Here is a 25337-nt window from a genome sequence, read left to right as displayed (position 1 = left end):
TTTAAAGAGAAAGAATTATGTCCGAAATGACACCTAGAGAAATCGTTAGCGAACTTAATCAACATATTATTGGTCAAGATAAAGCAAAGCGCGCTGTCGCAATTGCCCTACGTAACCGCTGGCGTCGTATGCAACTTGATGAAGAGTTGCGTCATGAAGTAACACCGAAAAATATTCTTATGATTGGGCCAACAGGTGTTGGTAAAACAGAAATTGCTCGCCGCCTTGCTAAATTAGCTAATGCGCCGTTTATTAAAGTTGAAGCAACTAAATTTACCGAAGTCGGTTATGTTGGCAAAGAAGTCGATTCAATCATTCGTGATCTAACCGACTCAGCGGTAAAAATGATCCGTAGCCAAGCAATAGATAAAAACCATAATCGCGCAGAAGAATTAGCTGAAGATCGCATTTTAGACGTGTTAGTGCCGCCAGCTAAAGATGGCTGGGGACAAACTGAAAACACCACCGACTCAACAGCAAGGCAAGCATTTCGTAAAAAATTACGTGAAGGTTCACTTGATGATAAAGAGATAGAAATTGAAGTTTCTGGTGTAAATATTGGCGTTGAGATAATGGCACCTCCTGGTATGGAAGATATGACCAACCAACTTCAATCAATGTTTCAAAATTTAGGTGGTCAAAAAACAAAACCACGTAAAATGAAAATCAAAGATGCTTTCAAACAGCTTATTGAAGAGGAAGCGGCTAAACTCGTTAATATTGATGATTTAAAACATGAAGCGATAGAAGCAGTCGAACAAAATGGGATCGTCTTTATCGATGAAATAGATAAAGTCTGCAAACGAGGTGGCAACGCATCGGGGCCTGATGTTTCTCGCGAAGGAGTACAGCGCGACCTATTACCATTAGTTGAAGGCTGCACAGTATCAACTAAGCATGGCTCAGTAAAAACTGATCATATTTTATTTATTGCATCGGGCGCTTTCCAAACGGCAAGTCCATCGGATCTGATCCCTGAGTTACAAGGCCGTTTACCAATCCGAGTTGAGTTACAAGCCTTAACAACCGAAGATTTTGAGCGGATCTTAACTGAGCCAAATGCCTCATTAACGGTTCAATATAAAGCATTAATGGCTACTGAAGGCGTAAATATTGAATTTACTCAAGATGGGATCCGTAAAATTGCCGAGTCAGCATGGCAAGTAAATGAACAAAATGAAAATATTGGTGCCCGTCGGTTACACACAGTCCTTGAAAGGCTCATGGAAGAAGTCTCATTTGAAGCAAGCGATCTTAGTGGTAAAAGCATCACTATTGATGCTGATTATGTAAGCAGTCACCTAGACAAACTTGTTGCTGATGAAGATCTAAGCAAATTTATACTTTAATTAAAAAAGGGCTAGTCAATCTAGCCCTTTTGCTATTTATTGCCACAAATTAATCAATGATTAAATGCACTTTCACCATGGCTATTAATATCAAGCCCTTCTCGTTCTTGCTCTTCCGCAACTCGTAAACCAACAACTTTATCGGCAAGTTTAAAAGCAGCAAATGCGACGACCGCAGTCCAAACCACACAAGTGACAATACTCATCGCTTGAATGCCAATTTGCGATATCATTGTTATACCCTCATTATAACCAACGCCGCCAAGAGATTCAGAGGTAAATACGCCCGTTAATAGACAGCCGACAATACCACAAACACCATGCACACCAAATACATCACAAGTATCATCAACGCGTAATAATCGTTTTAGTGCCGATACGCCAAAAACACCAGCACCACCGCAAATTAGTCCAATAATTAACGCCCCACCAACGCCAACAAAGCCCGCTGCAGGGGTAATACCAACTAGCCCTGCAATAACGCCAGAACAGGCACCAAGGCAAGATGGTTTACCCCGATGGAACCACTCAATTGCAGACCAAGAAAGCACCGCCGCCGCAGTTGCCGCAACAGTATTAATAAATGCAAGCCCAGCAATTTCATCAGCATGTGTCGATGAACCCGCATTAAAGCCAAACCAACCGATATATAAAATAGCGGCGCCAAGATAAACATAAGGTAAGTTGAAAGGTTTTAATGCCTCTTTATTAAACCCTAAGCGGTGCCTAATTAAATAAGCCCCAACTAAACCTGCTACAGCGGCATTAATGTGCACAACGGTGCCACCAGCAAAATCGAGCGCGCCTTCATCGCCAAGTATTCCGCCCCCCCAAACCATATGCGCCATTGGTATATAAGAAAAGGTAAACCAAATTACCATAAAAATAATAACCGCTGAAAACTTAATTCGCTCAGCAAAAGCACCGGGGATCAAACAGCAGGTAATACAAGCAAAAGAGCCTTGAAACGCAACCCAAATCAATTGGTAGATCGAGCCTTGTAAATCGGTAATTTTGATCCCTGCTAATAAAATAGCGTCAAAATTACCAAAAAACCAGTTACCCTCACCAAAGGCTAATGAGTAACCATATAAGATCCAAAGCACACTAATAAGTGAAAAAGTAAATAACACTTGAGTTAGCATCGAAAGAATATTTTTTGAGCGCAGTAAGCCGCCGTAAAACAGCGCAATACCAGGCACTGACATAAATAAAACTAACGCAGTACAAATCATCATAAATGCATTATCAGCTTTATCAGTAACACTTACAACCTGCTCAATAATAACTTCATCAGCAAATGCCGCACTTGAGGTAAAAATCGTTAAGAGTACTATTATTTTTTTTAACATAATTAACGTCCTATCTAGATCATTTATGCCTAATTAGCAGTATCATTAAAGTGCAGCTTCATCTGTTTCGCCGGTGCGAATACGGATCACATTTTCAAGCGAGGTAATAAAAATCTTTCCATCACCTATTTTCCCGGTGTAGGCAGCTTTAGTTATGGTTGCGACAACCTCATCAAGTAACTCGTCAACTATCGCGATATCCACTTTTACTTTTGGCAAAAAATTGACGGTATATTCGGCGCCACGATAAAGCTCTGCATGTCCTTTTTGCCGACCAAACCCTTTTACTTCGCTAACTGTTAAACCATTGACGCCAATATTAGACAGCGCTTCACGCACTTCCTCTAGCTTGAAAGGTTTAATAATGACGGTAACTAATTTCATTGCACTATCCTCATAATTGAAAGTATCAATTAAGATAATGCAAATGTTATGCCAAATTTTGAATATAGCGTTTGATAGGCAGATTTAACAGGAAAAGAGGTAAATGAGTGATATTTAAAGGCAGTGATCGATAAATTAAAAATAGATTTGAAACTATCACCACTTAAATTCGCACCAATACTGTGCTAATCACTCACCATTAACTTGCGATACTCATCATACGCAAAATGATCGGTCATGCCACTGATGTAATCTTGAATCAAACGAGCACGATAATAAAATTCCCAAATAAGGAAAGTAGGATCATTTTTATCAAGTAATTTAACTGCTTGCTGATAAGCAATACAATGTTTAGCTGATAGTTTATGATAAAGGCGGGTTTCAATCATATAGCCTTTATGTCGATTTTCTTCAACCAATTGGCTAAAATCATGTTCAGGCATCGCCAGTAACGGACTATAAATATCAAGCAGCCCACTAATAATACGATAGCCCTGTAGCTCAATATTTTCGACCGACTCATGATTAAATACATGCTTAAAACCGACGTTTTTAAAAATACTGAGTAATTTAAACTGTGCATCACGATCTTCAAGTAGAGCGTGATTAAATGAACCCGCATAAATTTCGTCAATATTTTCAATAAACCGCTCGGCGGCATGTGGCACAAGTTCCCCAATGGTATTGACGCGTAGATACATAAAAAATTGGTCAATACTAATTGGATCATACCCCTTTTTAGTTAAATTATCATAAGGCCGCTTTACCACTGAATCAAATAAATCACCTTTTTTAGTCGGTCCCCACTCTTCTTTTAAATATTGATAAAGCTGATCAACGGTAAAAATACGTTTTTCAACTGCATCTTCTAAATCAGCGATACAGTAAGAAATATCATCAGCTGCTTCCATAATGTATGTGAGTGGATAGCGATGATATTCTTGCAGCTCAACACTTGCCATCAATTCTTTAACAAAAGGCTCCTCGGCTAAATAAAAACCGGGCTTTTTCATTAAATAATTAAATTGTTCAGGAATAGACTCTGTCCAATAAGCAGGCTTAGTATATTTTAAAATACTGGCGATTTGCGAATAGGTTAAATTAAGTTGTAAGATGGTATGAACTAATCTGATGGCCTGGGCATTACCCTCAAAATTACACAGATCTTGGCGTACCTTTTTACGTAAATTATTAAGATCAATTTCATCAACTTGATAAGCTAATAACTCGTAGCGCACTTTTTCTTTATCAATGCCCAAGCGCCGAGTGAACCAATCATTAATCGCAGCTTCACCAAAATGGCCAAATGGCGGGTTGCCAATATCATGCATTAAACACGCCATTTCAACCAAACTTTCAATTACAACATTAAGTTTATCAAGCCCATATTGTTCGAGCTGCTTATTACGCGCTAAGCGCTGATAAATATCTTTTACAATATGGCGGCCCACTTGCTGTACTTCAAGTGAATGCGTTAAGCGAGTGCGCACCACCGCATTACGCTCTAGCGGAAAAACCTGCGTTTTTTGTTGTAAACGACGAATAGCTGCGGAGTTAATAATTCGACCACGATCGCTTTCAAAGCAGCGAATAAGGGAATATTCATCAGATAAATGCTCCTTATGCTGCCCTAATTTGCGCTGATAACTAATTTTATTGCTGAAATTGACCATGATCCGCTCTTTAATTATTCACTGTGCTAATTTAGCCTGTGCCCACGTTATCGCCGTTAAATAATTAGCGGGAAGTAGCGGGATTAACTGTTGTAATGCATTATATAACACTTGATGATTTTGATGTGTTAAATTTAAATGACCGACTTTGCGCCCAGCTCTAACCTCTTTTTGATACCAATGCAGGTGAACCAGTGCGATAGACAACCAATTTATATCGTATTTTGTGCCAATCAAATTAACCATCACCGAGGGCGCAAACACATTTGGCATAGGTAAAGGTAAACCTAAAATAGCCCGTAAATGCAGTTCAAATTGACTAATCGATGCGCCATTTTGAGTCCAATGGCCACTATTATGAACCCGTGGCGCTAATTCATTAATTAATAACTTATCGCCAACAACAAAGCATTCCATCGCCATAACGCCAATATAATTAAGTTTATTCATTATCGTGCTAAGCATTGTTTGTGCTTGTTGTTGCAATTTGTTATCAACATCAGGAAAAACAACGCTCATATTTAAAATGCCATCTTGGTGTAAGTTATGCGTTAGCGGATAAAATACCGTGTCACCCGCATAATTACGGGCACCAATTAATGACATTTCACCATCAAATGCAATGGACTCCTCAACGATAGATGTTTGGTAAGCGTCAATTGGCACTTGCGAAATAGAGTCTTGCTTAACGCGCCACTGACCTCGCCCATCGTAGCCACCTACTCGCCGCTTAACAATTAATCGCTCACCTAATTGATTAAACCGTGCTGACCAATCATCTTGGCTATTTAATACAAACCATTTTGCAGTCGGTAAATGTAGACTATCAAACAACTGCTTTTGAGTTAGCCTATCGGCAATAATAGGAAAAATATCTCGATTAATAAAAGCCTGATGACTAGCTAAAATTTGAGTAAAAGGGGTATCAGGCCAGCGCTCTATTTCAGCGGTAATAATACAATCTTGATAAGGGATCGAGGCGGGTAAAATATCTAACCCAACGGGATAAACATGAATGCCAAGTGGCTCGCCGGCTTGTTTTAGCATTCGTCCTAGTTGACCATTCCCTAATACACATACCGATTTCATACGTCATTTCCTAGTTATTATAAATTAATTAATCCTTGGATCTGGACTTGCTAGCACATCATTCGTTTGTGTTTGTCTAAATTTTACTAAGCGATTGAAAAGTGTTTTATCGTGAATGGCAAGTATTTGCGCCGCTAATAATGCGGCATTCGCCGCACCGGATTTGCCTATTGCAAGCGTGCCAACGGGGATCCCTTTTGGCATCTGCACAATAGAATATAAACTATCAATGCCGCTTAACGCGGCGCTTTGAACAGGCACGCCTAAAACGGGCACTAACGTTTTAGCCGCTAACATGCCGGGTAAATGAGCCGCACCGCCCGCACCAGCAATAATGACCTCAATGCCACTCGCTTTCGCTTGCTCAGCAAAGGTAAATAACTTATCGGGAGTGCGATGGGCTGACACAATTTCAACAGAAAAAGCAATAGATAGGTTAGTTAAAATATCGGCAGCATGCTGCATGGTTTCCCAATCACTTTTTGAGCCCATAACAATTGCAATTTTATTACTTTGAGTGGTTTTGACTGACGAACTGGCTAATGGGTTTTTAGACATAATAGATACTCATCAAAATCAAGAGAGCTCTATTATAGAGAATTTAACCGATGAGTTATAGATTATTTTTTATTAATTATGGTTAATGTAGTCTTGTTAAAGGTTAGGTTAAATATTACTAAAATATTTCTTTGTCCAATTAAGCTAATTACTATAATTATAATACAACTAGCAAATATCCGCCTGACAACAAGGCATTAATTATTCTCACCCTTTGGCAACGATTTTACCCATATTTTTCGATGCTTATAGTCAATTTTAACTATGTTATTATAAAAAAAATCATAGCCCAAAAGACCATCAAATGGCATTTGTTCAGTAAATCCATCAATAGCTATAAAATATTCATTCTTATTTGGAATATCAATATATGAAAGCTCTATTATCGGATAAGGAATATCTTCTTGTCTTAATAATTTAATATTTTTAGAAAGCCGTTGTGACATTATTAAATTTGCAGATGCACCAGAATCTAAGCCGAATATGTAATTTTTCATATTATCCGTTAAGCTTAATAATAAGTGTCCTTTTTCTGTAGTAGAAAATGGGATTTGTATCCAATCATCTTTTAATTGCGTAGAGAAATCATCGGATATAATAAGCTTTTGATCTCTAATGTCGATTGTTAGAAGATGCTTTGAAAATAAGTTAAAACCAACAACACAGGTAAATTCTACACCATAGTTTTCACTACTCAATCCATCAGGTCCTAACGTAAATCCCCATAGTTTATATTCATCGATATCTAATTCTTTATAGAATAAATCATTAACCATAAAATCATATAAAACAAATTGTTGAGTATAACGCACATTGCCAATAGCATCTGTCGATTTTAGTTTATCCTTTTTTTTAATTTTATTTGGGATTTTATTAATAATCTCCAAAGGTAAACTTAGCGCAGACCTTGATCCCGTATCTAATAGGCATTCAGTATCTTCTTTGTTTATTTTGAGGATTATGGTTAGCTGATTAAACTCATTTTCATTAATTTTCCATTCTGTTTCTTTTGCTTGAATTAGAGTTGTAAATAGTACTGAGATAACTACAATTAATATTTTTTTCATTTCAAATATCTCTAAGCTATAATTGATGGAGTTGTTGATCATCGCCGTAATTTTCAGAGCAACAATCATATTAAAAAATTGTACAATCAAAAGCCGTTGTGGTAATAACCGAACAGAACAGAATAACCGACATAAACAAGCAAGTAATTCCTTACTCCTATATATTAAGTATCAAATTTAAGACTTATGTTTCTCTATTTTAAAGTGAACTTGGTCATTATTAATTAACATGCACATTTCAGTTGCTTGATAAAGTTCTGCGTTGCTAACTAATCGTTTAAGACTAAAACCATCGACTTCAATAATTGAATTCTTATTTAACCGAGTATGAGTTCCTTTCGGGCAAATTAACGTTTTGTCAGATAAATTCAACAATCTTTCAACATTCATCGTGAATAATCCTTCTTGCGGATCAATCATATTCACTTCCCAAATATTTTGATCAAATAAATACAAAGGGTAGTCTTTTTTATTCATCAAAACTAAATAACTTTTCTTTTCGATTAAATGAGAAGTCTCAAATATTTTTATGAAAATATTAGAAAATAATAACAATCCCATTATTATTGCACTAAAAAAAAATAATATGAGTATTTTATACTTTGAGTTACTTTTCATTTTGAGATAAATATAAATAGGTAAATAAGTAACTATAATAAAAAACATAGAAACTATAAGTATAATTATAAAAGAAAGATCAAAATACGTTGATGTTGAATAAAATGAATGTAAAACCAAGTTAGTAGGAAAGACAGTTGAAGTTGAAGATATAAATATTATAATAAAAATATATAGTTTATTCTTCCAGCTTATTTTGATTTTCTTTTGCCACATTTTTTTTATATCTAAAAAATTAACTTTTTCGCCTAACTTTAAAGTAAATAATAAAGAAACAATAGCGGTTAATAACAACAAATAAAAAGAACCTATATCAAAGGAATCAAAACAAGAAAGAATAAAAATTATAAAAATTATAATAAATGCATTGTATAAACTTTTTTTAAAGATAGATAAGGCCAAAATATCAGCTGGAAGTTGAGGATAAAATACCTTAATTAATAAATGGAAATAAAGACTTGGCAAAAAAACGATAAATGCTAATAAAGTAGCAAGCCAGATAAAACTAACTGATAGTAATATTAATATATTGTTGCTTGATATCGCTGAAATAAAAAGATCTGTTCTATCTATTTTATTGAAAAAAAACCACATTAATGTAAATCCCCACAAAACCCCTGCTGGAGCGAGCACTACTGGAATTAATAATATTTCTTTTAAGTTTTTATATATTATTCTTATTTTCATCTTATCCTCGAAGGTATGTGATCCTCTACTATATTTGACGTATTAAAACTAAAAATCTATAACATTGAATTGTCCCCAATTAATTATATAGGCATGCCAAAAACTTAGTTGAAATATTAGAAAAAAAACCTATCAAATGAATATTAATAAAAATCTTCTCGCTTGAATTGCTTTCCTGTTGGCTTTAAGCAATCAGCCTTAAAATAGTAGCCGTATTCTTCATCATATAAGTCAACTGCATAGCCAAAAATAACCCCATTTTCTTCGCTAACGCCTGTTATAATACCTTTTTTACCAATACATTCTTTTTGAATGGAGTTTGGCAGAATCTCAACCTCTTGATAAAATTCAAATTTATTCATTTCATTCTCTATTATTCTATTTGTGTGTTATTTTTCCATCTAAAGAAACATTTAGATGTTTACCATCTCGAGAAGCCCAGCCCAATTGTTTTGTCCCTAGCTTAAATAATTGAACATCCCATTCAAATTCTTGACCAACGGTTCTTGAAGGGCCTTTAATCCATTCATTTTTAAATCTATCTACATAACCATTATTAATTCCCTTTGGAAGGGGATCGCTTGGAGTATATCCTATTCTTGGAACAAACCTTATCTTACCAGTTGTTGGTAATTTAGCATATTTAAGTCGTTGTGCAACAGTCCATATTTTAGCCGCACCAAAAGAGCCATTAGGATTAAAAATAGGCTCTTTAAACTCAATTTTATTAAGCTGGTTTTTGGTGATATTTTCAACCGAAATCGCAACTTCGTCGGCTTTTATTATTTGTTGTGGTTTTGCACTCGCAATCGGTTTTACTTTAACCACATTATAGACTTGATTAGTGGCTTTTAATGCATAACCCGCTTTGGTGATAACGCTGATATCAAATAGGCCATAAACAAGTTCACCATAACCTTTTGGCACACCAGCCCACTCTAAAAACTGGGCGCCGTAAGTGGTTGTTGTATCTTGTGATAATAAGCTTCGAGTGCCTGCTTGTAAGTTATCAAGCCCAATAAATCCGATAGTGCCGGCCAGTGGCGCGCCAATGCCGGTTGCGCCAATTGCCGCAGCTAAGTATAAACTGACCGCGCCGCCAGCCACTTGCGCTGAAGCAGTTAGATTACTTAATGATTTATCGCCGCCTATCATGGTATTTGCGTACATAATCCCGACATCACTTTCACCAAGGGTAAAGCCCGGCATTGATAGCATGCTTTGGTATTGGTTTTTTAAGGTCGGGAAGAATTCATCAACAAAGTCATTTTCAACGGGCGTAGCGGTTAAGCTCCACTCGGTGATATGGGCATATTTAGTGGGGATTTTAATCTTGAGTTTATCATCAAGGCTAAAACGGCCAATAAACTGAGCCGAGTTATCGGCAGCGCTAATTTGATAGCGGTAATTATGGTGGAGGGTTAAAGCAATAAAATCGAGGGCTTTTAACTCGATAGGCTTATAATTTAACTTAGTGGTTTTTAATTGATATTCTCGCCGCGTTTCTACATGCTTAATGATACCCGGCTCACGTAATAGTTTTAGCAGCTTGATGGCAGTAAAATAGAGGTTTTCAATATCGGTTAGGCCATCAACTTGCGTATCGTGTTTTATTTGCGCTTGAAGTTTACTTTGATAATCTTTATCACTATTGGTGCCATCATGGATTAAAGGCTGATTAAGGTACTCTTTGGCGATTTTAGCCAAGTCGCTATTATGATACGCATAGTCATCTTTATCATCCCCCTCACTGTGGCGTAAGTTCGCGAGTGATTTAACCGCTTGCTTGAGCTTATCGAAATCGGTAATTGCCGCTTCGCTATCATCATAAGCAAGGTCACCCATGCGCTGCTTAGCGGTAATAAAATGCGTTTGATTGAGAGCTAACAGCAGCTGATAAAATAGTGCACCAATTAGCTCGTCAGGCCGAAAGCATTTCGATTCATCAAGGACTTTGACATTGGGATTATGTTGCGCTGAAAAGCCATGGTTAATCACGCTGGCCATGGCCTCATCTTGCTCAATGCTAAACGGTGAATTACCGGTGCGAAGTTGTTCGCTTAGTTCATCAAGCCAAGCTTGAGCGAGTTTTTTAACCCGAAGGGGCGGTTCGCCGCGTAGGCTTAAATCATAATGACCTTGTTTGCCGCCCAGTAGAATATGCACTTTGGGCAGAACTGGCGTTACTGAAAAAATATCACCGTGTTTTAAAAAAATCTCATCGCTGCTGGTTTTAGCAAAAGTGATATGCTCATAACTATTGCCGGCATTACGAACCTCAATTTGCTGCGGTTTATAGTTAACTAAATCAACGATAATCCAACTATCATCAGGCTCATACATCGGCTCTTTTATTACAGGTAAAGCCGCTATAGTGTCATTTATTGAGGCGGACGGATTAAAATAGCCATCACGCGGCGGCAATTCAATTAATACCAGTTGCTCACTAAAGAGCGCCATTTTTAAGACCTTTGCCACTTTTTCGGCGCACTTTTGATAATAGCTTTGGTAAGGTAAACCAACTTGTTGCAGTAAAGGATAGAAATTTTTACAGCTATCGGGGCTTGCAACTAAGTGCTTAACGATATCATCGTAGCCGCAGTCATAATAATGTTTAATCCGTTTGGGCTTGGTAATGTACCTGTTAGTATTTTGCCGAGTTTGATAGTAATCTTCTTGAAGTGCTTGCCACTCTTTATTTAACACCAATTGGTAAAAGTACATTGCGATGCGGTTCCTATTATTATTGTTATTTTACATACGCTAAACCGCATCAAGTTTAACATGGTTTTTTTATCATAAAAAGGCCAGAAAATGTAAGTTAAAAAGCTAACTCATCATGGTGAGTTTATCACGGTGTTAACTTTCGCCCTGTTAATATGCCTTTTCAATCAAAGTTTAAGTGTTGGTTTGGGAAAGGGTGATATAGGTTTTGATGTATTTTTAACAATAGGTTCATATCGCTATTTTAAAAGCAGTGAATGATTTCGCCTTTTGGGCTATAACAAAATAGGTTAATTAGCCTGCTAGGCAAACCGAATAACATGATAATCTTATGGAGCTATGCAAACATTAAACTTACCAATAGTCACCGAGTGAAATCTCGTTCAAAAGTTATCGTGATAGGTGTTTTTAATGTAAAACTGGCACCTAAATTCAACATCTAAGTGCAAATCCAGATTAAAAAAATAAGGTATAAAACTTCTTGTAGATTTTATACCTTAGTTAAAATTTATCCTTGTGGCCAAATAAAACGGCCTTTGGCGTCTGGATCTTCAGTTATAAATTGTTTCATTTCATCTGATTGATACAATTTTTTAATATCTTCAGCCCATGGTGCCGTTAAATTCTGTTTTTTGATGGCAACTAAGATCTCTAAATTAGGCGATAGTTGTTCATAATAAATAGCATGTTTAGCATCAACTTTACTCATCCATGCGATCCCACCTGGCATAATCGCAAAATCAACTTCATCTAACATGCGAGGAATTAATTCCGATAACACGACTCTAAATTGTAAATTATACTTATTTTCGGCAATATCATGAATACTTGCCGCACCTAAATTGATATCGTTTTTAAGGGTGATCCAATTTAATTTTTGTAGCATGATAAGCGCTCTTGCAGCATTTGACGGATCATTTGGAATAGCAATAGTTTGTCCTTTTTTAATATCATTAACTGAGCTATATTTCATTGAAAAAAGCGCCGCCGAAATTGATGGGATATGCACCAGTGATACTAAATCATCATTACCCGTTTCACGCATATAAGTATCAAGGTAGGCTTGATGCTGCGCTGCATTTAAATCAATACTGCCTTCTGCGAGTGCCGTATCAGAATCGCGTAATGAGCTAAAATTAACTAAATTCACTTTGTAGCCGATCGCTTCTAATTTCGGTTTAACAATTTTTTCCATCAAAATATTATGCATACTTGGCGTCATGCCAATGTTAATTTCTTGCTTTGTTACTTGCGTCTTATCACTATCTGATTTTTGATCACATGCAGTCAAAAATAGACTCAATAGTAACAATAACGGGAGGTAAATATATTTATTCATATTATTTTCCTTTGCTTTTACTTAATGACATTAAGCTTAATAAAAATGTGTTTATCGATATTAAAATTTATCTTCGGTTAGTTGCGTCGATAACTATTACGCATCGTCTTCGATATTTTATTACCTAGGCTCTGTATTACTTGTACTATCACAATCAATGTTACCACTGTCGATATCATTGCAACGTTATCAAACCGTTGATAACCATAATTTAGGGCTAAATCACCAATGCCGCCAGCGCCAATTGCCCCTGCAATAGTGGTTGCACCGATTAATCCAATCGTTGCTGTTGTGTAACTAAGTACTAATGATGCCTTTGCTTCAGGTAATAAAAAGTGCCAAATAACTTGCCATGTCGTTGCACCCATTGAATCTGCCGCTTCAATAATGCCATCATTAACTTCTAATAATGAGTTTTCAACTAACCTTGCAATGTATGGGCAAACAAAAAATATTAACGGCACAATCGCAGCCGTTGTACCAAACGAAGTGCCCACAATAAATTTTGACAAGGGTAATACGGTCACTAATAAAATTAATGAGGGGATCGAACGAATGATGTTAATCATGGTATTTAACGCATTATAAATAACAGCGTGCGGTTTAATGCCACCTGGCCTGTAAACAACAAGAGCAATAGCGATTATTGTACCAATTATCATACCAAATAATAAAGAGACGCCAACCATATAAAAAGTTTGATACAGTGAAACTAAAAATAGATCTAATGTAATTGTGGTACTAAATCCAAACATAGTTACCTTCCTCATTCAATTTAGCGATGCGTACGTCTTGTTGCTTTAAATACTCGATAGTATCATTGATGTAATCGTGTTCTCCATCTATGCTAACAAACATATAACCAATAACATCTTCTTTGATATTGATCATATTTGAAAACAAGATATTAATTTGCATTTTGCCATTTGCTTTTAAAATCGCCTGACTTATCACCGAGCCTTGCGCCGACGCACCTAAAAACTCGAATCGATAGACATTTGAGATATGATTAGCCAGTAAATTATTACGAACGGGTGTTGGCAGTTTATCGGGAATAACCGAACCAATAAATTTTTGTGTTACGGGTGATTTAGGTTGCTTAAAGAGATCAATTACCGCACCTTGTTCAACAATTTTGCCCTGCTCCATCACAATCATATTATTGCAAACATGCTTAACAACGCTCATTTCATGAGTCACAAGTACAATCGTGACATTTTGTTCTTTATTTACTTTTTTTAATAAATCTAATATTGCACATGTAGTTTGCGGATCGAGCGCTGACGTTGCTTCATCACAAAGTAAAATATCAGGTTTATTTGCTAATGCCCTAGCAATGCTTACCCTTTGTTTTTGTCCGCCCGATAATTCATTTGGATAGACGAATTTTTTATCACTCAATTCAACAAATTCAAGTAGTTCATCAACTACTTTGTTACGCGCTTGCTTACTTACACCACTTAGTTGTAGTGGTAAAGCAATATTCTCAGCAACTGTTTTTGTCTCTAATAGATTAAAACCCTGAAAAATCATGCCAATTTTTTTCTTAACTTGCCTAATTTGTTTATCACTGTAATTCGCTAAGTTATTACCATTGATCAATACGTCACCGGCGGTCGGTTTCTCAAGCATATTAATTAATCGAACTAACGTGCTTTTACCGGCACCGCTGTAACCAATAATGCCAAATATGTCGCCGTCAGCAATCGTTAAATTAATATTATTTAGGACTTTATTACTTTGATTATTTTTACCAAAAACTTTATCTACCTTAATAAATTCAATCATATACCCTCATCAGAATTCTACATGGCCAACTTAGTTAGTTTAAATGTAAACTTATTTAACAAGCGATTACACACTAAACTCGTGCCACTCAAACGATAATAGTTTTGATTGTAACATATCGTTATACGCAAATATAAAATTAAATTTTGCCAACGATAATCAAATAATAATCGTTAGTTAATGTAAATAAAAACTAGCTTTATAAAACAATAAGATGTAGAATGCTTCGGCAATATTTTATCAACATTTATTAAGCCACGGTGAATATTGCTATGTCTCGTATAATTAAAGAAGCACTTACTTTCGACGATGTTTTACTCGTTCCAGCTCATTCAACTGTTTTGCCTAATACGGCAGATATTAGTACGCAGTTAACTCAAACAATTAAACTTAATTTACCTATGCTATCAGCAGCAATGGACACCGTTACCGAAGCTAATTTAGCGATTGCTTTAGCGCAAGAAGGTGGAATTGGTTTCATCCATAAAAATATGCCAATTGACGTACAAGCTGATCATGTTAGGCGTGTAAAAAAATATGAAAGCGGTATTGTGCAAGATCCCATTAGCGTTTTACCAACCGCAACAATTCGTGATGTGGTTAAACTAACTAAAGATTATGGCTTTGCTGGCTTTCCAGTTGTCACCGAAGATAATAACCTTATCGGCATAATTACGGCGCGAGATGTCCGTTTTGCAACAGATTTAACTCAGCTTGTAACAACGGTTATGACGCCAAAAGAGCGATTAGTCACGGTGCTTGAAAGAGAACCTCGTGAATTAGCTTTACAAAAAATGCATGAAAGCCGGGTTGAAAAAGTCTTAGTCGTTGATGATAGTTTTCGATTAAAAGGTATGATAACGGTTCGTGATTTTCAAAAAGCAGAAGAAAAACCTAACGCTTGTAAAGACGAAAAAGGTCGCCTGCGCGTCGGTGCGGCAGTTGGCGCTGCGCCAGGTAACGAAGAGCGAATTGCCGCTTTAGTTGAAGCGGGCGTTGATGTATTACTTATCGATTCGTCTCATGGCCATTCTGAAGGTGTACTCCAGCGCATTAAAGCAGCAAGGCAAGCTTACCCTGATCTGCCCATTATTGGTGGCAACGTTGCAACGGCTGAAGGTGCATTAGCATTAATTAAAGCAGGTGTTAGCGCCGTTAAAGTCGGTATTGGCCCTGGCTCAATTTGTACCACGCGCATTGTAACTGGCGTAGGCGTTCCACAAATTACCGCGATTATGGATGCGGTTGAAGCAGCCAAAGCTTACAATATTCCTGTTATTGCCGATGGCGGCATACGTTATTCAGGTGATATTGCCAAAGCATTAGCCGCTGGCGCAAGTTGTGTGATGGTTGGTTCAATGTTTGCAGGCACGGAAGAAGCACCTGGCGAAATTGAGCTTTATCAAGGCCGAGCCTATAAATCTTACCGAGGTATGGGTTCACTTGGCGCAATGTCAAAAGGATCATCAGATCGCTATTTCCAATCAGATAATGCCGCCGATAAATTGGTACCTGAAGGCATTGAGGGCCGAATCGCTTATAAAGGTGCGTTAAAAGAGATTATCCATCAACAAATGGGCGGATTACGCTCGTGTATGGGATTAACTGGCTGCGCGACGATTGATGAGCTTAGAACAAAATCACAATTTACTCGCATTACCGGCGCGGGTATTAAAGAGAGCCATGTTCATGATGTTTCTATCACCAAAGAGCCGCCTAATTATCGTTTAGGTCAGTAATTCAACTCTAAAGGTGACATAATCGTCACCTTTATTTTTACCTCGATAAAAAACATTACAACGAGCGTTAAAACGACATTTAATTGCTATTTTATAAAATTTGTTACATCATTTTAGCGTGATAATTTTATCATTATGATGATCAAAGATAAGCAACATAGGAAATAACATGAAAAAGTTTGCTGGAATTATTTTTGCCGTTAGTGCCTTACTAATGAGCCTTAATGCTAGCTCCGCTGAAAAAGTGCTTGTATTTGCAGCAGCATCATTAACCAATGCAATGCAAGATATTAATACGCTTTTTAAAACCAATCATCAAGATAGCGATATTACATTTTCATTTGCCTCATCATCGGTACTTGCTAGGCAAATAGAGCAAGGTGCACCTGCTGATATTTTTATGTCAGCTGATCAAACGTGGATGAACTACTTAATTGAGCGTCATTTAGCTAAAGATAAAGAGACATTACTTAAAAATTCACTGGTACTTATTGCACCTAATACTTCAAAATTGGATCATGTCACAATTAACGGCCAAACTAATTGGAAAGCGATTTTACCCGATGGTGAAAGAATGGCAGTTGGCGATCCTAATCACGTACCTGCCGGCCTTTATGCTAAAGAGTCTTTGACTAATCTTGGTATATTTAAGCAATTAGAGCCACAACTTGCCCCGGCAAGTAATGTCCGCGACGCGCTAATGCTTGTTGAGCGCGGTGAAGCAGCGCTAGGGATCGTTTATAGTACTGATGCAAAAATCAGTAAGAAAGTAAAAATCATTGGTGAGTTTCCCGCTGACAGTTTTACGGCAATAGAATATCCAATTGCACGACTAACGAATAACACGGCGACTGATGATTTTTATCAATTTTTAACAACGCCACCTGCATTAGCAATATTTGAAAAATATGGTTTTGTTACGCAATGATATTAACCGAGTATGAATTACAAGTCCTACTGCTAAGTTTAAAAATAGCCAGTGTTGCCATTATTTTTAGCTTACCTGTTGCAGTTTTAGTTGCATGGCTGCTCGCACGTTGCCAATTTTGGGGTAAGTCATTATTTGATAGTATTATTCATTTGCCTTTAGTTCTGCCGCCAGTAGCACTTGGTTATTTACTACTTGTAACAATGGGCCGACGCGGGATTATTGGTGAGTGGCTATATGACACAATAGGAATTAATTTTAGCTTTAATTGGAAAGGTGCTGCGCTCGCGTCAGCGATTGTGGCATTTCCATTGGTGGTTCGTTCGATTCGTTTAGCGATTGAGTCAATCGATACCCGTCTAGAAAATGTCGCGCGGACACTGGGGGCTAATCGGTGGCGCGTATTTATCAGCATTACTTTGCCACTTGCCTTTCCGGGTATTTTGATGGGGATTGTACTTGGTTTTGCAAGGTGCTTAGGTGAATTTGGTGCAACCATCACGTTCGTATCCAATATTCAAGGCGAAACGAGGACCATCCCATTAGCCATGTATACACTACTGCAAGTGCCTAATGGTGAAAATGCGGCAATGCGTCTTTGCATTATTTCAATTGTTATCTCACTCATTGCCCTTATTACCTCGGAATGGCTAAACCGCTGGCATAAAAAGAAATTGGCAGGATAAATATGCTTGAAATTAATGTTGAAAAAAAACTTGCATCATTTACCTTTACCTTTAATCAAACGCTTTCTTGTCAAGGCATTACGGCAATTTTAGGTGTGTCTGGTTCTGGTAAATCAACACTCATAAATTTAATTAATGGCTTACTTAAACCCGATAATGGCTTTATAAAACTAAATAATCGTTTACTTGTTGATACGGCAAGAAATCAGTTTATCTGTGCGCAGCAACGCGGTATTGGTACTGTTTTTCAAGATCCGCTGTTGTTTCCGCATTATAAAGTAATAAAAAATTTGAATTACGGTATGCATCAATCCATGCAGCAGCGCTTTGATGAAATTGTAAAAGTACTCAATATCCGCCATTTACTACATCGCTATCCAGCCATGCTTTCGGGCGGTGAAAAACAGCGTGTTGCGATCGGCCGAGCACTCTTAACCAATCCTCAATTGTTATTGATGGATGAACCGCTATCAGCCCTTGATATGCCACGAAAAAAAGAACTTATCACTTATATTCAGCATTTGGTTAATGAAATTAATATTCCCATTATTTACGTGACACACAATATTAATGAAGTTAAAAAATTGGCAAGTCAAGTTGCGATTATGGATCAAGGTTCACTTTATAATTATGGTGATACCGCATCAATTTTGCAGTGTGATTATTTAAAAGATTGGTTATAACATTAAATAGAAGTAAGGTGTTAATGAAAAAAAACGGGATAATAATCCCGTTTTTTACTTACGATAACAATAATGAAAGTTAAGCGAAGCCTTTTAAACCAACAACATGAACAAACTCATTATTATCGACAACTTTTCGAACCAGTTTATAGGTTGTTCCTTTTTCTGGGCTAATGTTTTCTGGCGCGGCAATAATTAATTGCATCTCTAGCTTATCGCACAGTTCAAATAGTGTGGCAATTGATTTAGCATCTAAACGCGCGGCCTCATCTAAGAATAATAAACGGCAAGGCACAATATCTTTACTGCGTAATCGTTTAGATTCCTCTTCCCAACTTTGAATAACCATAAGTAAGATTGACATCCCCGTACCAATTGCCTCACCCGTTGATAATGCGCCACTTTCAGCACGTAACCAACCATCAGCGCCACGGTGCACTTCAACATCAAGCTCGAGGTAATTACGGTAATCAAGTAACTCTTCACCTATTGTTTGCGCCGTTCGCTGTCCCATATCTATTTGAGGGTTTAAGCGTTGATAAAGTTTAGCTAATGCTTCTGAGAACGTGATCCGATTATTACTAAATAAATCTTGATGATCATCATGTTGATCAGCTAATGCACTTAGTAATGTCGCATGCGCCTCGCGAATATTAACATTTAAACGAACCCCATGAACTTGTCCAAAGGCAACAGCTTGTAAGCCTTGGTTAAGCATACGAATGCGATTTTGTTCACGCTGTATCGTTTTGCGAATAATATTAGCGACACTTTTTGAGCTGATCGCAAGCTGCTGTTCACGCGATGTGAGTTCCTCGGTTAATCGTGATAACTCAATTTCCATCTGCTCAATCGCTTCAATTGGATCATTGGTTTTAACAATGTCTTGTCTAATTCGCTCACGTAAGTGCGCATAGACCGCGATGTAGAACTGAATTTTACGTTCCGGCCTTTTTGGATCTTCCGACATACGCAGTACATCACGTAAATGTTCGTTATCAGCAACAGCAAGTCTTAATGAACCTAGCGCTTTATCCGACATTGAGCGTAATTCATCAGCACTTAAATAAGCAAGTTCACGGCGATGTAGGCGGCGCTCAACACCATTATCTTTAACTAGGCGCAATACAATACACCAACCAGCTTTAGCTTGTACAACTTGCTCACGAAGCGCTTGATAATCTTTTTCAACTTGGCGCAATTTTTTAGTCAATTGCGTCATTTCGTTTTCGCACATCACAAGTTGTTTTTCAAGTGACGAGCATAATTGCCGATTTTGATTGACCTTTTGATGAATTTCATCACGACGTAAACGAGCCCTTTCTTCGGTTAACGCATCAGCTTTAACGCCGATTTGCTCAATCTCTTTTTTCAAATCATTAAGCATATCTCGCTTGGTATCAAATGCACTTTTAAGCGATGCAAGCGTTTGGTTATATTGGTTGTACTGCTCTTGATATTGACGCATTTTATTGCGTGCATCAACGCGATCTTTTTCAACGGTTTCAAGGCGTTTACGTAACTTATCATTAAGATCAGAATTTTCACCAAGCATACCAACTGAATCAGCATAGCTAAAATGCGCACGGCGCTGTATTACTTCGGTTAATGCAAATACTTGCTGTTTAATTTCGCGCTGTTTAAGCTTAATTTCATTATAGTTTTGCTGTAAGCTTTCGTTCTGCTCTGGATCGCTTTGCAATACGGCAACTAGAGGTTCAAGCTCAGCAATTATTTTTTGATTTTTGCTAACATAATTTACCGCAGTTTGTGAATCAATTAATTGCTCACGGAGTTCATCAACCCGATCAGCTAAATCATCATCAGCCAATAAATGTAGATGATTAGTTAACTTATTAAGGAGATTTAACTGCTCTTTTAAATCAATAACCTGCTGCTGGTTTTGTTTATCAACTGTTTGTTGATTATTTAAATCACGTTCAATTTCATTGCGCCGTGCAGATAATTTTTGACTTTCTGCCTCGGGATCAACCTCAAAAGCGGTACCTAAATATTGGCCAATAAATTGACTAAAGTTTTGTTCAATGCGTTGTACTTTTTGTAAATCAAATGATAAGTTTGCATAACGTTCATGCAGCTCATCACGTTCATCTGTCAATTTATCTAAATGTTTTTCACGCGCTGCGCGGCCAAATAAAGGCACTTGCGGGAAACGTGAATAACGCCATTGCCTATCACCCGATTTAACGAGTACCGCCTTGGTTAGCTCTTCACTTTCAAATACGCTATCATCAAACGAGGCTGGATCTCCCTCAATAAAATAAAGATCATCAGGGCAATCATCTAAATTATCTAGCTGACTTTTAACTAATGTTAAATCAGGTACAACTATCGCCTGACGTGACGGCCCATAAAGTGCCGAGAAGAAAGGTGCATCATCGATAGTAACATCTTCATAAATTTCAGACAGCAAAACGCCATTAAATCGCTCAGCAAGTATACTTAAACGGCTATCATCAGCGCCATTAGGCTGATTAAGCTTGGTTATTTGTTCATCAAGCTGATCTCGGCGAGCAATAACGCGATCACGATCAACGGTAAGGCTGCGCTCTTGCTCTAGCAGCTTTTGCATATATTCGGTCACTTGACCGCTCGAGCTTAATGGTGCATCAGCTTGTTCACGTAGCGCAATTAAGGCATCTTGTGCTTTTAACCAATTCGGTGCTTTTTGACGATAATCAGCAATTTTAACTTGAATTTGTTCTAACTCTTGACGAATAGCAATACGCTTTTCACTCGACTCACCTGCGATCAGTGCATTTTCATCAAGTGTCGCTTCTAATGTTTGCCTTAGTTCATCAAGTTCTTCATAATCGACTTTACGGCCTATGCGTTTACAGAACTGGCTTAGTAACTCTTGCGCCGCTTTTTGTTCAAAAAAGCGCTGCTCAAGTTCATTAAGTTGTAATTGTAAACTCTCTGCTTTTTGTGCTTGATAACTTTGTGATGGCCAAGCTTTTAACTCATCACGAGCAGCTTGCCATGCTTGGCTACGCGTAACGTCACCAACTAATTTAATCACTAATTGATAAGCACGGTCAAATTGGTTAACTGCGGCATCAGCAACACTGAGTTTTTGTTCTAACTGTAAAACCGTTTCAGTAATTTCCGCTTCTTTCTCAGTGAAAATGGCTAATTGTTGATCTGCATCGCTGGCGGCCAATTTAGGTAAATGACACAATTTTTTAGCGTTTTCTAATGCTTGTAGGGCCTGCTGATATTGAATCGCCCTTGTTTGCTGAACATCAAGTGCTTGTTGATAATCGGCTAATTGGGTTTTAATTTCATCAACCTCTTGTTCGGTTGATTCTGCTTGCTCTTGATAGGTTAGATGCTGCTCTCTAGCTTGTTCAACAATTTCAGTTTGTTCAATTAACTTCTCATTGAGTTCATCAATATCAATTTGGTAATGGTCAATTTTTTCTTGCTGACGAAATGCCGTTTGTACCAAATTAAGATGATCATTAGCTGATTGATAATCCATATCAAGGCCAGATTGAGCTTCGGTATTTTCTTGTAACTCTTTTGCCATTTCAATGTGGCGATACTGATTGTCGGTCAATTGCTGCTTTGTATTAAATAAATCACGGCGTAAACCAAGTACTGACTCAATATGAACGCGCCTTTCATTAGCATGGCGCATATAATCAGCAGCAACATAATTGGTTGACTCTGAAATTAAGTGTTTAAATAAATCACGATCTGATTGAGTTACCCTAATCGCTTCAAGCGTCATTCTGTTTTCGCGTAGCGCCGCCTCCATATCTTGGAAAGCTTTACGCACACCGCCGTTTTCTGGCAATAAATAATCGCGCAGTGAACGAGTTATCGCACTTGAGATCCCACCATATAATGATGCTTCGATTAAACGATAATATTTACTACGATCAGATGAAGAGCGAAGGCGTTTTGGCAGTACACCAAAATCAAACATTAATGAATGGTAATCGCTAATCGAATTAAACTGTTTAAAAATAACGCCATCGGTATTTTCTAGCTTATCTTTTAATTCGGCTAATGACAAAATACGCGCTTGCCTATCATTTAGGCGCTCGGTGACTAAATCAGTTGGCGCAATACTATTTTCAACGCCTTGAATAATAAATGGTTTGATATCAACTTTTTTATCACGCCCTGCGATTTGCTGTAATCTTACGCCGCAAATAATTCGCTGATTACGTGAGTTGATAACATCAAGTAATGAATAACAAACACCAGGCTTTAACTTACCATGTAAACCTTTATCGCGTGATCCACCCGTTGCACCCGCTTCAGTTGTGTTCCTAAAATGCAATAATGTTAAATCAGGGATTAATGCCGTAACAAATGCTGCCATCGTCGTCGATTTACCAGCACCATTACCACCTGATAATGTTGTAACAAGTTCATTAAGTTCAAAAGTACGAGCGAAAAACCCATTCCAGTTAACTAATGTTAATGAGTGAAATTTACCGTGACCTATCATAACTATTCCTCTATCTCCTCATTAGCATCATTCTCATCACTATCCGCTAAAGATAACGATGATTCAATGGTCATTGCTTCACCATCACGAATTAGGCGTAATTGCGCTTCTTGCATATCATCGCTACTACGTACATCAGCACCAAAGCGGAAAATAGCTTCGTTAATGCGAAATTTACTACTGTCGTTACCAACAATGAAAAATACCATCCCCAAACGACGTAAACGGTTTAATGATGTTTTCACTTTATCGTATAATTTTTGCTTATCTAAATCTGACCCAGTCGATCGCTGATTGACCAATTTAAGGAGTTTGCTTTCATCAGCTAAAGACATCAGCTCTTCATGCAGATCTTGCAGAGTAAAAATCCCCTCATGAGCCAGCCTTTCAGGGCTAAGATAAAGGTAGCAAAGTACCTTTCCAACGAGCATATCGAGTTCAGATAATACTGAGCGCGGAATAAATGTCGTTGAGCGCGGTCTTAAATAGAAAAACCCTTCTGGCGCACGAACTAATTCAACATTATAACGCCCATAAAACTGTTCAAGTTCTGGCTGGTAATCCATTAAAAATGCGTGATTATCGAGTTCATCGATACCGATATGACGCCCACTACGTAATGAACTATCGAGCTCAGGAAATAGCGAATTGGCTATTGCTTGGGCTAATTTAACTGGCATATATTTATCCAGCTTAGCTTGAGATGTGCCTGCGATGCGATCAATCACATCGTTAAGTGAGGCATCCGTTTCAAGATCAAAATCTTTTTCAGTATGAATTGATGACATGTGCTTGTACCTTAGCTCCATTATCGTTAATCGGCTTCCATTGTGCTGGAATACCGGCTAAATCAGCATTTGCGACCCCTAATCGAATCGCCTGATCAATAAATAAACGTGCCACATCAAAATGCTGTTCACGAGGGAATTGTGCTAAATAGCTGTGAATTGAGACTGCAATATCGAGTGGGCGTTGTTGTTCTTTAAACGCCCTTAAATTTTGTTCAATATGTGCAATAATATGTTCTTGAATCTGCTCAATATCTTCAAATTCAAGTTCGGCAGGTAACTCGCCTGTTACGTCAGTATCTTGTAGCGCGAGTTCTTCATCGCGCATATCAAGTAATCGCTCGGCATTCGCAAACGTTAGTGCCCATGGTATGTCAAAATAGCTTTGGATTGATCGTCTTAAGCGCTGTGAAAAAACACGATTTTTATCTAAATCAATGGCGGTACGGATAAACTTATGTACGTGACGATCGTAACCAATCCATAAATCAATCGTTTGTTGTCCCCATCCCATAATGCGGTCAAGTTTAGTTTGTAAATCAATCACCACTTGGCTAATTTTGTCTAACGAAGGATTATTAAGTGTTGCATCTTGAATTAAAAGTAGGCTGGCTTGTAATTTATCACCCGCCGCTTCAAGGGTGTCTTGTAGCTCTCTAAGGGCACCAGATGTTTCAGATAATAGTCCCTCACAGCTAGTAATTGCCGATTGCCAATCTTGACTAAGTAAATCAGCAATACTTTGTTTTACCTCTGTTTGCTGCTCATCCATGATCCGCTGGGTCATATCAATACTATCAAAAATTTCAGCAACCGAATATTTTAGCGGCGCAAATACATTACGATGCCAATGTAACTCATCACCGCCTTCAAGCGCTGCATCAGCCGCTCGTTTTAGCTCTTGAGCCACAATCGATAATTGAATTGATAACCGTAAAGACGAGAATTCGCGCTGACGAATATAATAGTCAGTAATGCCAATACCAAGTGGCGTTAAACGGTAAATAGCAAGGCCATCAGTCATTTCGCTAGTAAAGCGATTTATAAGGCGCTGACGGACTAAATCGTTAATGGCATTATTTGCTCTTAGTGTGATCGTATCTTGGCTTTGAGCAAAAACTTTGCTCACATGGCGAAAAGCATCAATTAATTCTGCTTCGCTCATTTCTCCATCAAATCGTTCACCGTTTAAAGCAGCAACGGCAAGTAAAAACGCAAGGCGCTCTGGCGGCAACGTGATAGAAAAATCATTCTTTTTTGCCCAAGCGACCAATTCCGGCACTGATTGGGAAAAATCAGTCATAGTTATCCTTTCCAATACAAATCAATATGCTCAAGATACACCTATCATTTTATAAGTGAATAAAATGAGTGCAATCTAGATAGTGCAAAACACTAC

At 37.7% G+C, this 25337-nt stretch carries 20 protein-coding genes; 5 read left to right on the top strand and 15 right to left on the bottom strand.

All coding sequences use genetic code 11. The features are described 5' to 3' along the window. Window positions 1-17: 17 nt before the first annotated feature. A complete protein-coding gene (gene hslU, locus RHO14_04435; GenBank protein ID WVD72052.1) occupies window positions 18-1349 on the top strand; it encodes an HslU--HslV peptidase ATPase subunit in 1332 nt (443 codons plus the stop codon). Window positions 1350-1402: 53 nt separating this feature from the next. Here the strand turns inward: hslU and amtB are convergent, their stop codons facing one another. The 12 genes from amtB to RHO14_04375 all read right to left on the bottom strand — a co-directional run bounded on the left by amtB (window position 1403) and on the right by RHO14_04375 (window position 14628). After that, a complete protein-coding gene (gene amtB / locus RHO14_04430; GenBank protein WVD72051.1) occupies window positions 1403-2701 on the bottom strand; it encodes an ammonium transporter AmtB in 1299 nt (432 codons plus the stop codon). 45 nt (window positions 2702-2746) lie between these two features. Beyond that, window positions 2747-3085, bottom strand: coding sequence for a P-II family nitrogen regulator (gene glnK / locus RHO14_04425; GenBank protein WVD72050.1), 339 nt, complete (start codon window positions 3083-3085; stop codon window positions 2747-2749). Window positions 3086-3270: 185 nt separating this feature from the next. Beyond that, a complete protein-coding gene (gene dgt / locus RHO14_04420; GenBank protein WVD72049.1) occupies window positions 3271-4758 on the bottom strand; it encodes a dGTPase in 1488 nt (495 codons plus the stop codon). Between the two features lie 18 nt (window positions 4759-4776). Beyond that, entirely contained in the window at window positions 4777-5847 is a 1071-nt protein-coding gene (gene purK / locus RHO14_04415; GenBank protein WVD72048.1) for a 5-(carboxyamino)imidazole ribonucleotide synthase, read from the bottom strand. 24 nt (window positions 5848-5871) lie between these two features. Continuing rightward, complete coding sequence (gene purE / locus RHO14_04410) at window positions 5872-6405, bottom strand: 5-(carboxyamino)imidazole ribonucleotide mutase (GenBank protein WVD72047.1); 534 nt, start codon at window positions 6403-6405, stop codon at window positions 5872-5874. 197 nt (window positions 6406-6602) lie between these two features. After that, window positions 6603-7472, bottom strand: a complete 870-nt coding sequence (locus tag RHO14_04405; protein ID WVD72046.1) for a hypothetical protein — start codon at window positions 7470-7472, stop codon at window positions 6603-6605. A gap of 177 nt (window positions 7473-7649) precedes the next feature. Further along, the gene (locus RHO14_04400; GenBank protein ID WVD72045.1) at window positions 7650-8777 is read right to left on the bottom strand and encodes a hypothetical protein; all 1128 of its coding nucleotides are present in this window, start codon (window positions 8775-8777) and stop codon (window positions 7650-7652) included. 143 nt (window positions 8778-8920) lie between these two features. Further along, a complete protein-coding gene (gene imm31, locus RHO14_04395; protein WVD72044.1) occupies window positions 8921-9139 on the bottom strand; it encodes an Imm31 family immunity protein in 219 nt (72 codons plus the stop codon). Window positions 9140-9155: 16 nt separating this feature from the next. Next, entirely contained in the window at window positions 9156-11501 is a 2346-nt protein-coding gene (locus RHO14_04390; GenBank protein WVD72043.1) for a polymorphic toxin type 17 domain-containing protein, read from the bottom strand. A gap of 508 nt (window positions 11502-12009) precedes the next feature. After that, a complete protein-coding gene (locus tag RHO14_04385) occupies window positions 12010-12840 on the bottom strand; it encodes a MetQ/NlpA family ABC transporter substrate-binding protein (protein ID WVD72042.1) in 831 nt (276 codons plus the stop codon). A gap of 77 nt (window positions 12841-12917) precedes the next feature. After that, a complete protein-coding gene (locus tag RHO14_04380; GenBank protein ID WVD72041.1) occupies window positions 12918-13595 on the bottom strand; it encodes a methionine ABC transporter permease in 678 nt (225 codons plus the stop codon). Continuing rightward, on the bottom strand, window positions 13582-14628 hold the full coding sequence (locus RHO14_04375) for an ATP-binding cassette domain-containing protein (GenBank protein ID WVD72040.1): 1047 nt from the start codon (window positions 14626-14628) through the stop codon (window positions 13582-13584). The genes RHO14_04380 and RHO14_04375 overlap by 14 nt, the downstream gene beginning before the upstream one ends. Window positions 14629-14900: 272 nt before the next feature. On the opposite strand from RHO14_04375, the gene guaB reads away from it, so the two are divergent. The 4 genes from guaB (at window position 14901) to modC (ending at window position 18664) form a co-directional block, all read left to right on the top strand. Beyond that, window positions 14901-16367 carry an IMP dehydrogenase gene (gene guaB, locus RHO14_04370; GenBank protein ID WVD72039.1) on the top strand — a complete coding sequence of 489 codons (1467 nt, stop codon included), beginning with the start codon at window positions 14901-14903 and terminating at the stop codon, window positions 16365-16367. Window positions 16368-16536: 169 nt separating this feature from the next. Continuing rightward, window positions 16537-17295 carry a molybdate ABC transporter substrate-binding protein gene (modA, locus tag RHO14_04365; GenBank protein ID WVD72038.1) on the top strand — a complete coding sequence of 253 codons (759 nt, stop codon included), beginning with the start codon at window positions 16537-16539 and terminating at the stop codon, window positions 17293-17295. Then, window positions 17292-17981: a molybdate ABC transporter permease subunit gene (gene modB, locus RHO14_04360; protein ID WVD72037.1), complete on the top strand. Its 690-nt coding sequence runs from the start codon at window positions 17292-17294 to the stop codon at window positions 17979-17981. The genes modA and modB overlap by 4 nt, the downstream gene beginning before the upstream one ends. Window positions 17982-17983: 2 nt before the next feature. Continuing rightward, complete coding sequence (modC, locus tag RHO14_04355; protein ID WVD72036.1) at window positions 17984-18664, top strand: molybdenum ABC transporter ATP-binding protein; 681 nt, start codon at window positions 17984-17986, stop codon at window positions 18662-18664. 79 nt (window positions 18665-18743) lie between these two features. On the opposite strand, the gene mukB is transcribed toward modC, so the two are convergent. Genes mukB through mukF form a run of 3 tightly spaced genes read right to left on the bottom strand, consistent with a single transcriptional unit; the run spans window position 18744 to window position 25241 of the window. Beyond that, complete coding sequence (gene mukB / locus RHO14_04350; protein ID WVD72035.1) at window positions 18744-23150, bottom strand: chromosome partition protein MukB; 4407 nt, start codon at window positions 23148-23150, stop codon at window positions 18744-18746. 2 nt (window positions 23151-23152) lie between these two features. Beyond that, complete coding sequence (gene mukE, locus RHO14_04345) at window positions 23153-23938, bottom strand: chromosome partition protein MukE (protein WVD72034.1); 786 nt, start codon at window positions 23936-23938, stop codon at window positions 23153-23155. Further along, window positions 23919-25241, bottom strand: a complete 1323-nt coding sequence (mukF, locus tag RHO14_04340; GenBank protein WVD72033.1) for a chromosome partition protein MukF — start codon at window positions 25239-25241, stop codon at window positions 23919-23921. The genes mukE and mukF overlap by 20 nt, the downstream gene beginning before the upstream one ends. Window positions 25242-25337 lie beyond the last annotated feature (96 nt).

The sequence above is a fragment of the Orbaceae bacterium lpD04 genome (assembly GCA_036251935.1).
Lineage (GTDB): Bacteria > Pseudomonadota > Gammaproteobacteria > Enterobacterales > Orbaceae > Orbus > Orbus wheelerorum.
The sequence above is the reverse complement of the archived record's forward strand: the minus strand, read 5'-3'. Positions and strand labels throughout refer to the sequence as shown.

Bases quoted from the DNA above. Each gene is read 5' to 3' on its own strand.
- hslU (WVD72052.1), top strand. From the start codon at position 18: ATGTCCGAAATGACACCTAGAGAAATCGTTAGCGAACTTAATCAACAT.
- amtB (WVD72051.1), bottom strand. From the start codon at position 2,701: ATGTTAAAAAAAATAATAGTACTCTTAACGATTTTTACCTCAAGTGCG.
- glnK (WVD72050.1), bottom strand. From the start codon at position 3,085: ATGAAATTAGTTACCGTCATTATTAAACCTTTCAAGCTAGAGGAAGTG.
- dgt (WVD72049.1), bottom strand. From the start codon at position 4,758: ATGGTCAATTTCAGCAATAAAATTAGTTATCAGCGCAAATTAGGGCAG.
- purK (WVD72048.1), bottom strand. From the start codon at position 5,847: ATGAAATCGGTATGTGTATTAGGGAATGGTCAACTAGGACGAATGCTA.
- purE (WVD72047.1), bottom strand. From the start codon at position 6,405: ATGTCTAAAAACCCATTAGCCAGTTCGTCAGTCAAAACCACTCAAAGT.
- RHO14_04405 (WVD72046.1), bottom strand. From the start codon at position 7,472: ATGAAAAAAATATTAATTGTAGTTATCTCAGTACTATTTACAACTCTA.
- RHO14_04400 (WVD72045.1), bottom strand. From the start codon at position 8,777: ATGAAAATAAGAATAATATATAAAAACTTAAAAGAAATATTATTAATT.
- imm31 (WVD72044.1), bottom strand. From the start codon at position 9,139: ATGAATAAATTTGAATTTTATCAAGAGGTTGAGATTCTGCCAAACTCC.
- RHO14_04390 (WVD72043.1), bottom strand. From the start codon at position 11,501: ATGTACTTTTACCAATTGGTGTTAAATAAAGAGTGGCAAGCACTTCAA.
- RHO14_04385 (WVD72042.1), bottom strand. From the start codon at position 12,840: ATGAATAAATATATTTACCTCCCGTTATTGTTACTATTGAGTCTATTT.
- RHO14_04380 (WVD72041.1), bottom strand. From the start codon at position 13,595: ATGTTTGGATTTAGTACCACAATTACATTAGATCTATTTTTAGTTTCA.
- RHO14_04375 (WVD72040.1), bottom strand. From the start codon at position 14,628: ATGATTGAATTTATTAAGGTAGATAAAGTTTTTGGTAAAAATAATCAA.
- guaB (WVD72039.1), top strand. From the start codon at position 14,901: ATGTCTCGTATAATTAAAGAAGCACTTACTTTCGACGATGTTTTACTC.
- modA (WVD72038.1), top strand. From the start codon at position 16,537: ATGAAAAAGTTTGCTGGAATTATTTTTGCCGTTAGTGCCTTACTAATG.
- modB (WVD72037.1), top strand. From the start codon at position 17,292: ATGATATTAACCGAGTATGAATTACAAGTCCTACTGCTAAGTTTAAAA.
- modC (WVD72036.1), top strand. From the start codon at position 17,984: ATGCTTGAAATTAATGTTGAAAAAAAACTTGCATCATTTACCTTTACC.
- mukB (WVD72035.1), bottom strand. From the start codon at position 23,150: ATGATAGGTCACGGTAAATTTCACTCATTAACATTAGTTAACTGGAAT.
- mukE (WVD72034.1), bottom strand. From the start codon at position 23,938: ATGTCATCAATTCATACTGAAAAAGATTTTGATCTTGAAACGGATGCC.
- mukF (WVD72033.1), bottom strand. From the start codon at position 25,241: ATGACTGATTTTTCCCAATCAGTGCCGGAATTGGTCGCTTGGGCAAAA.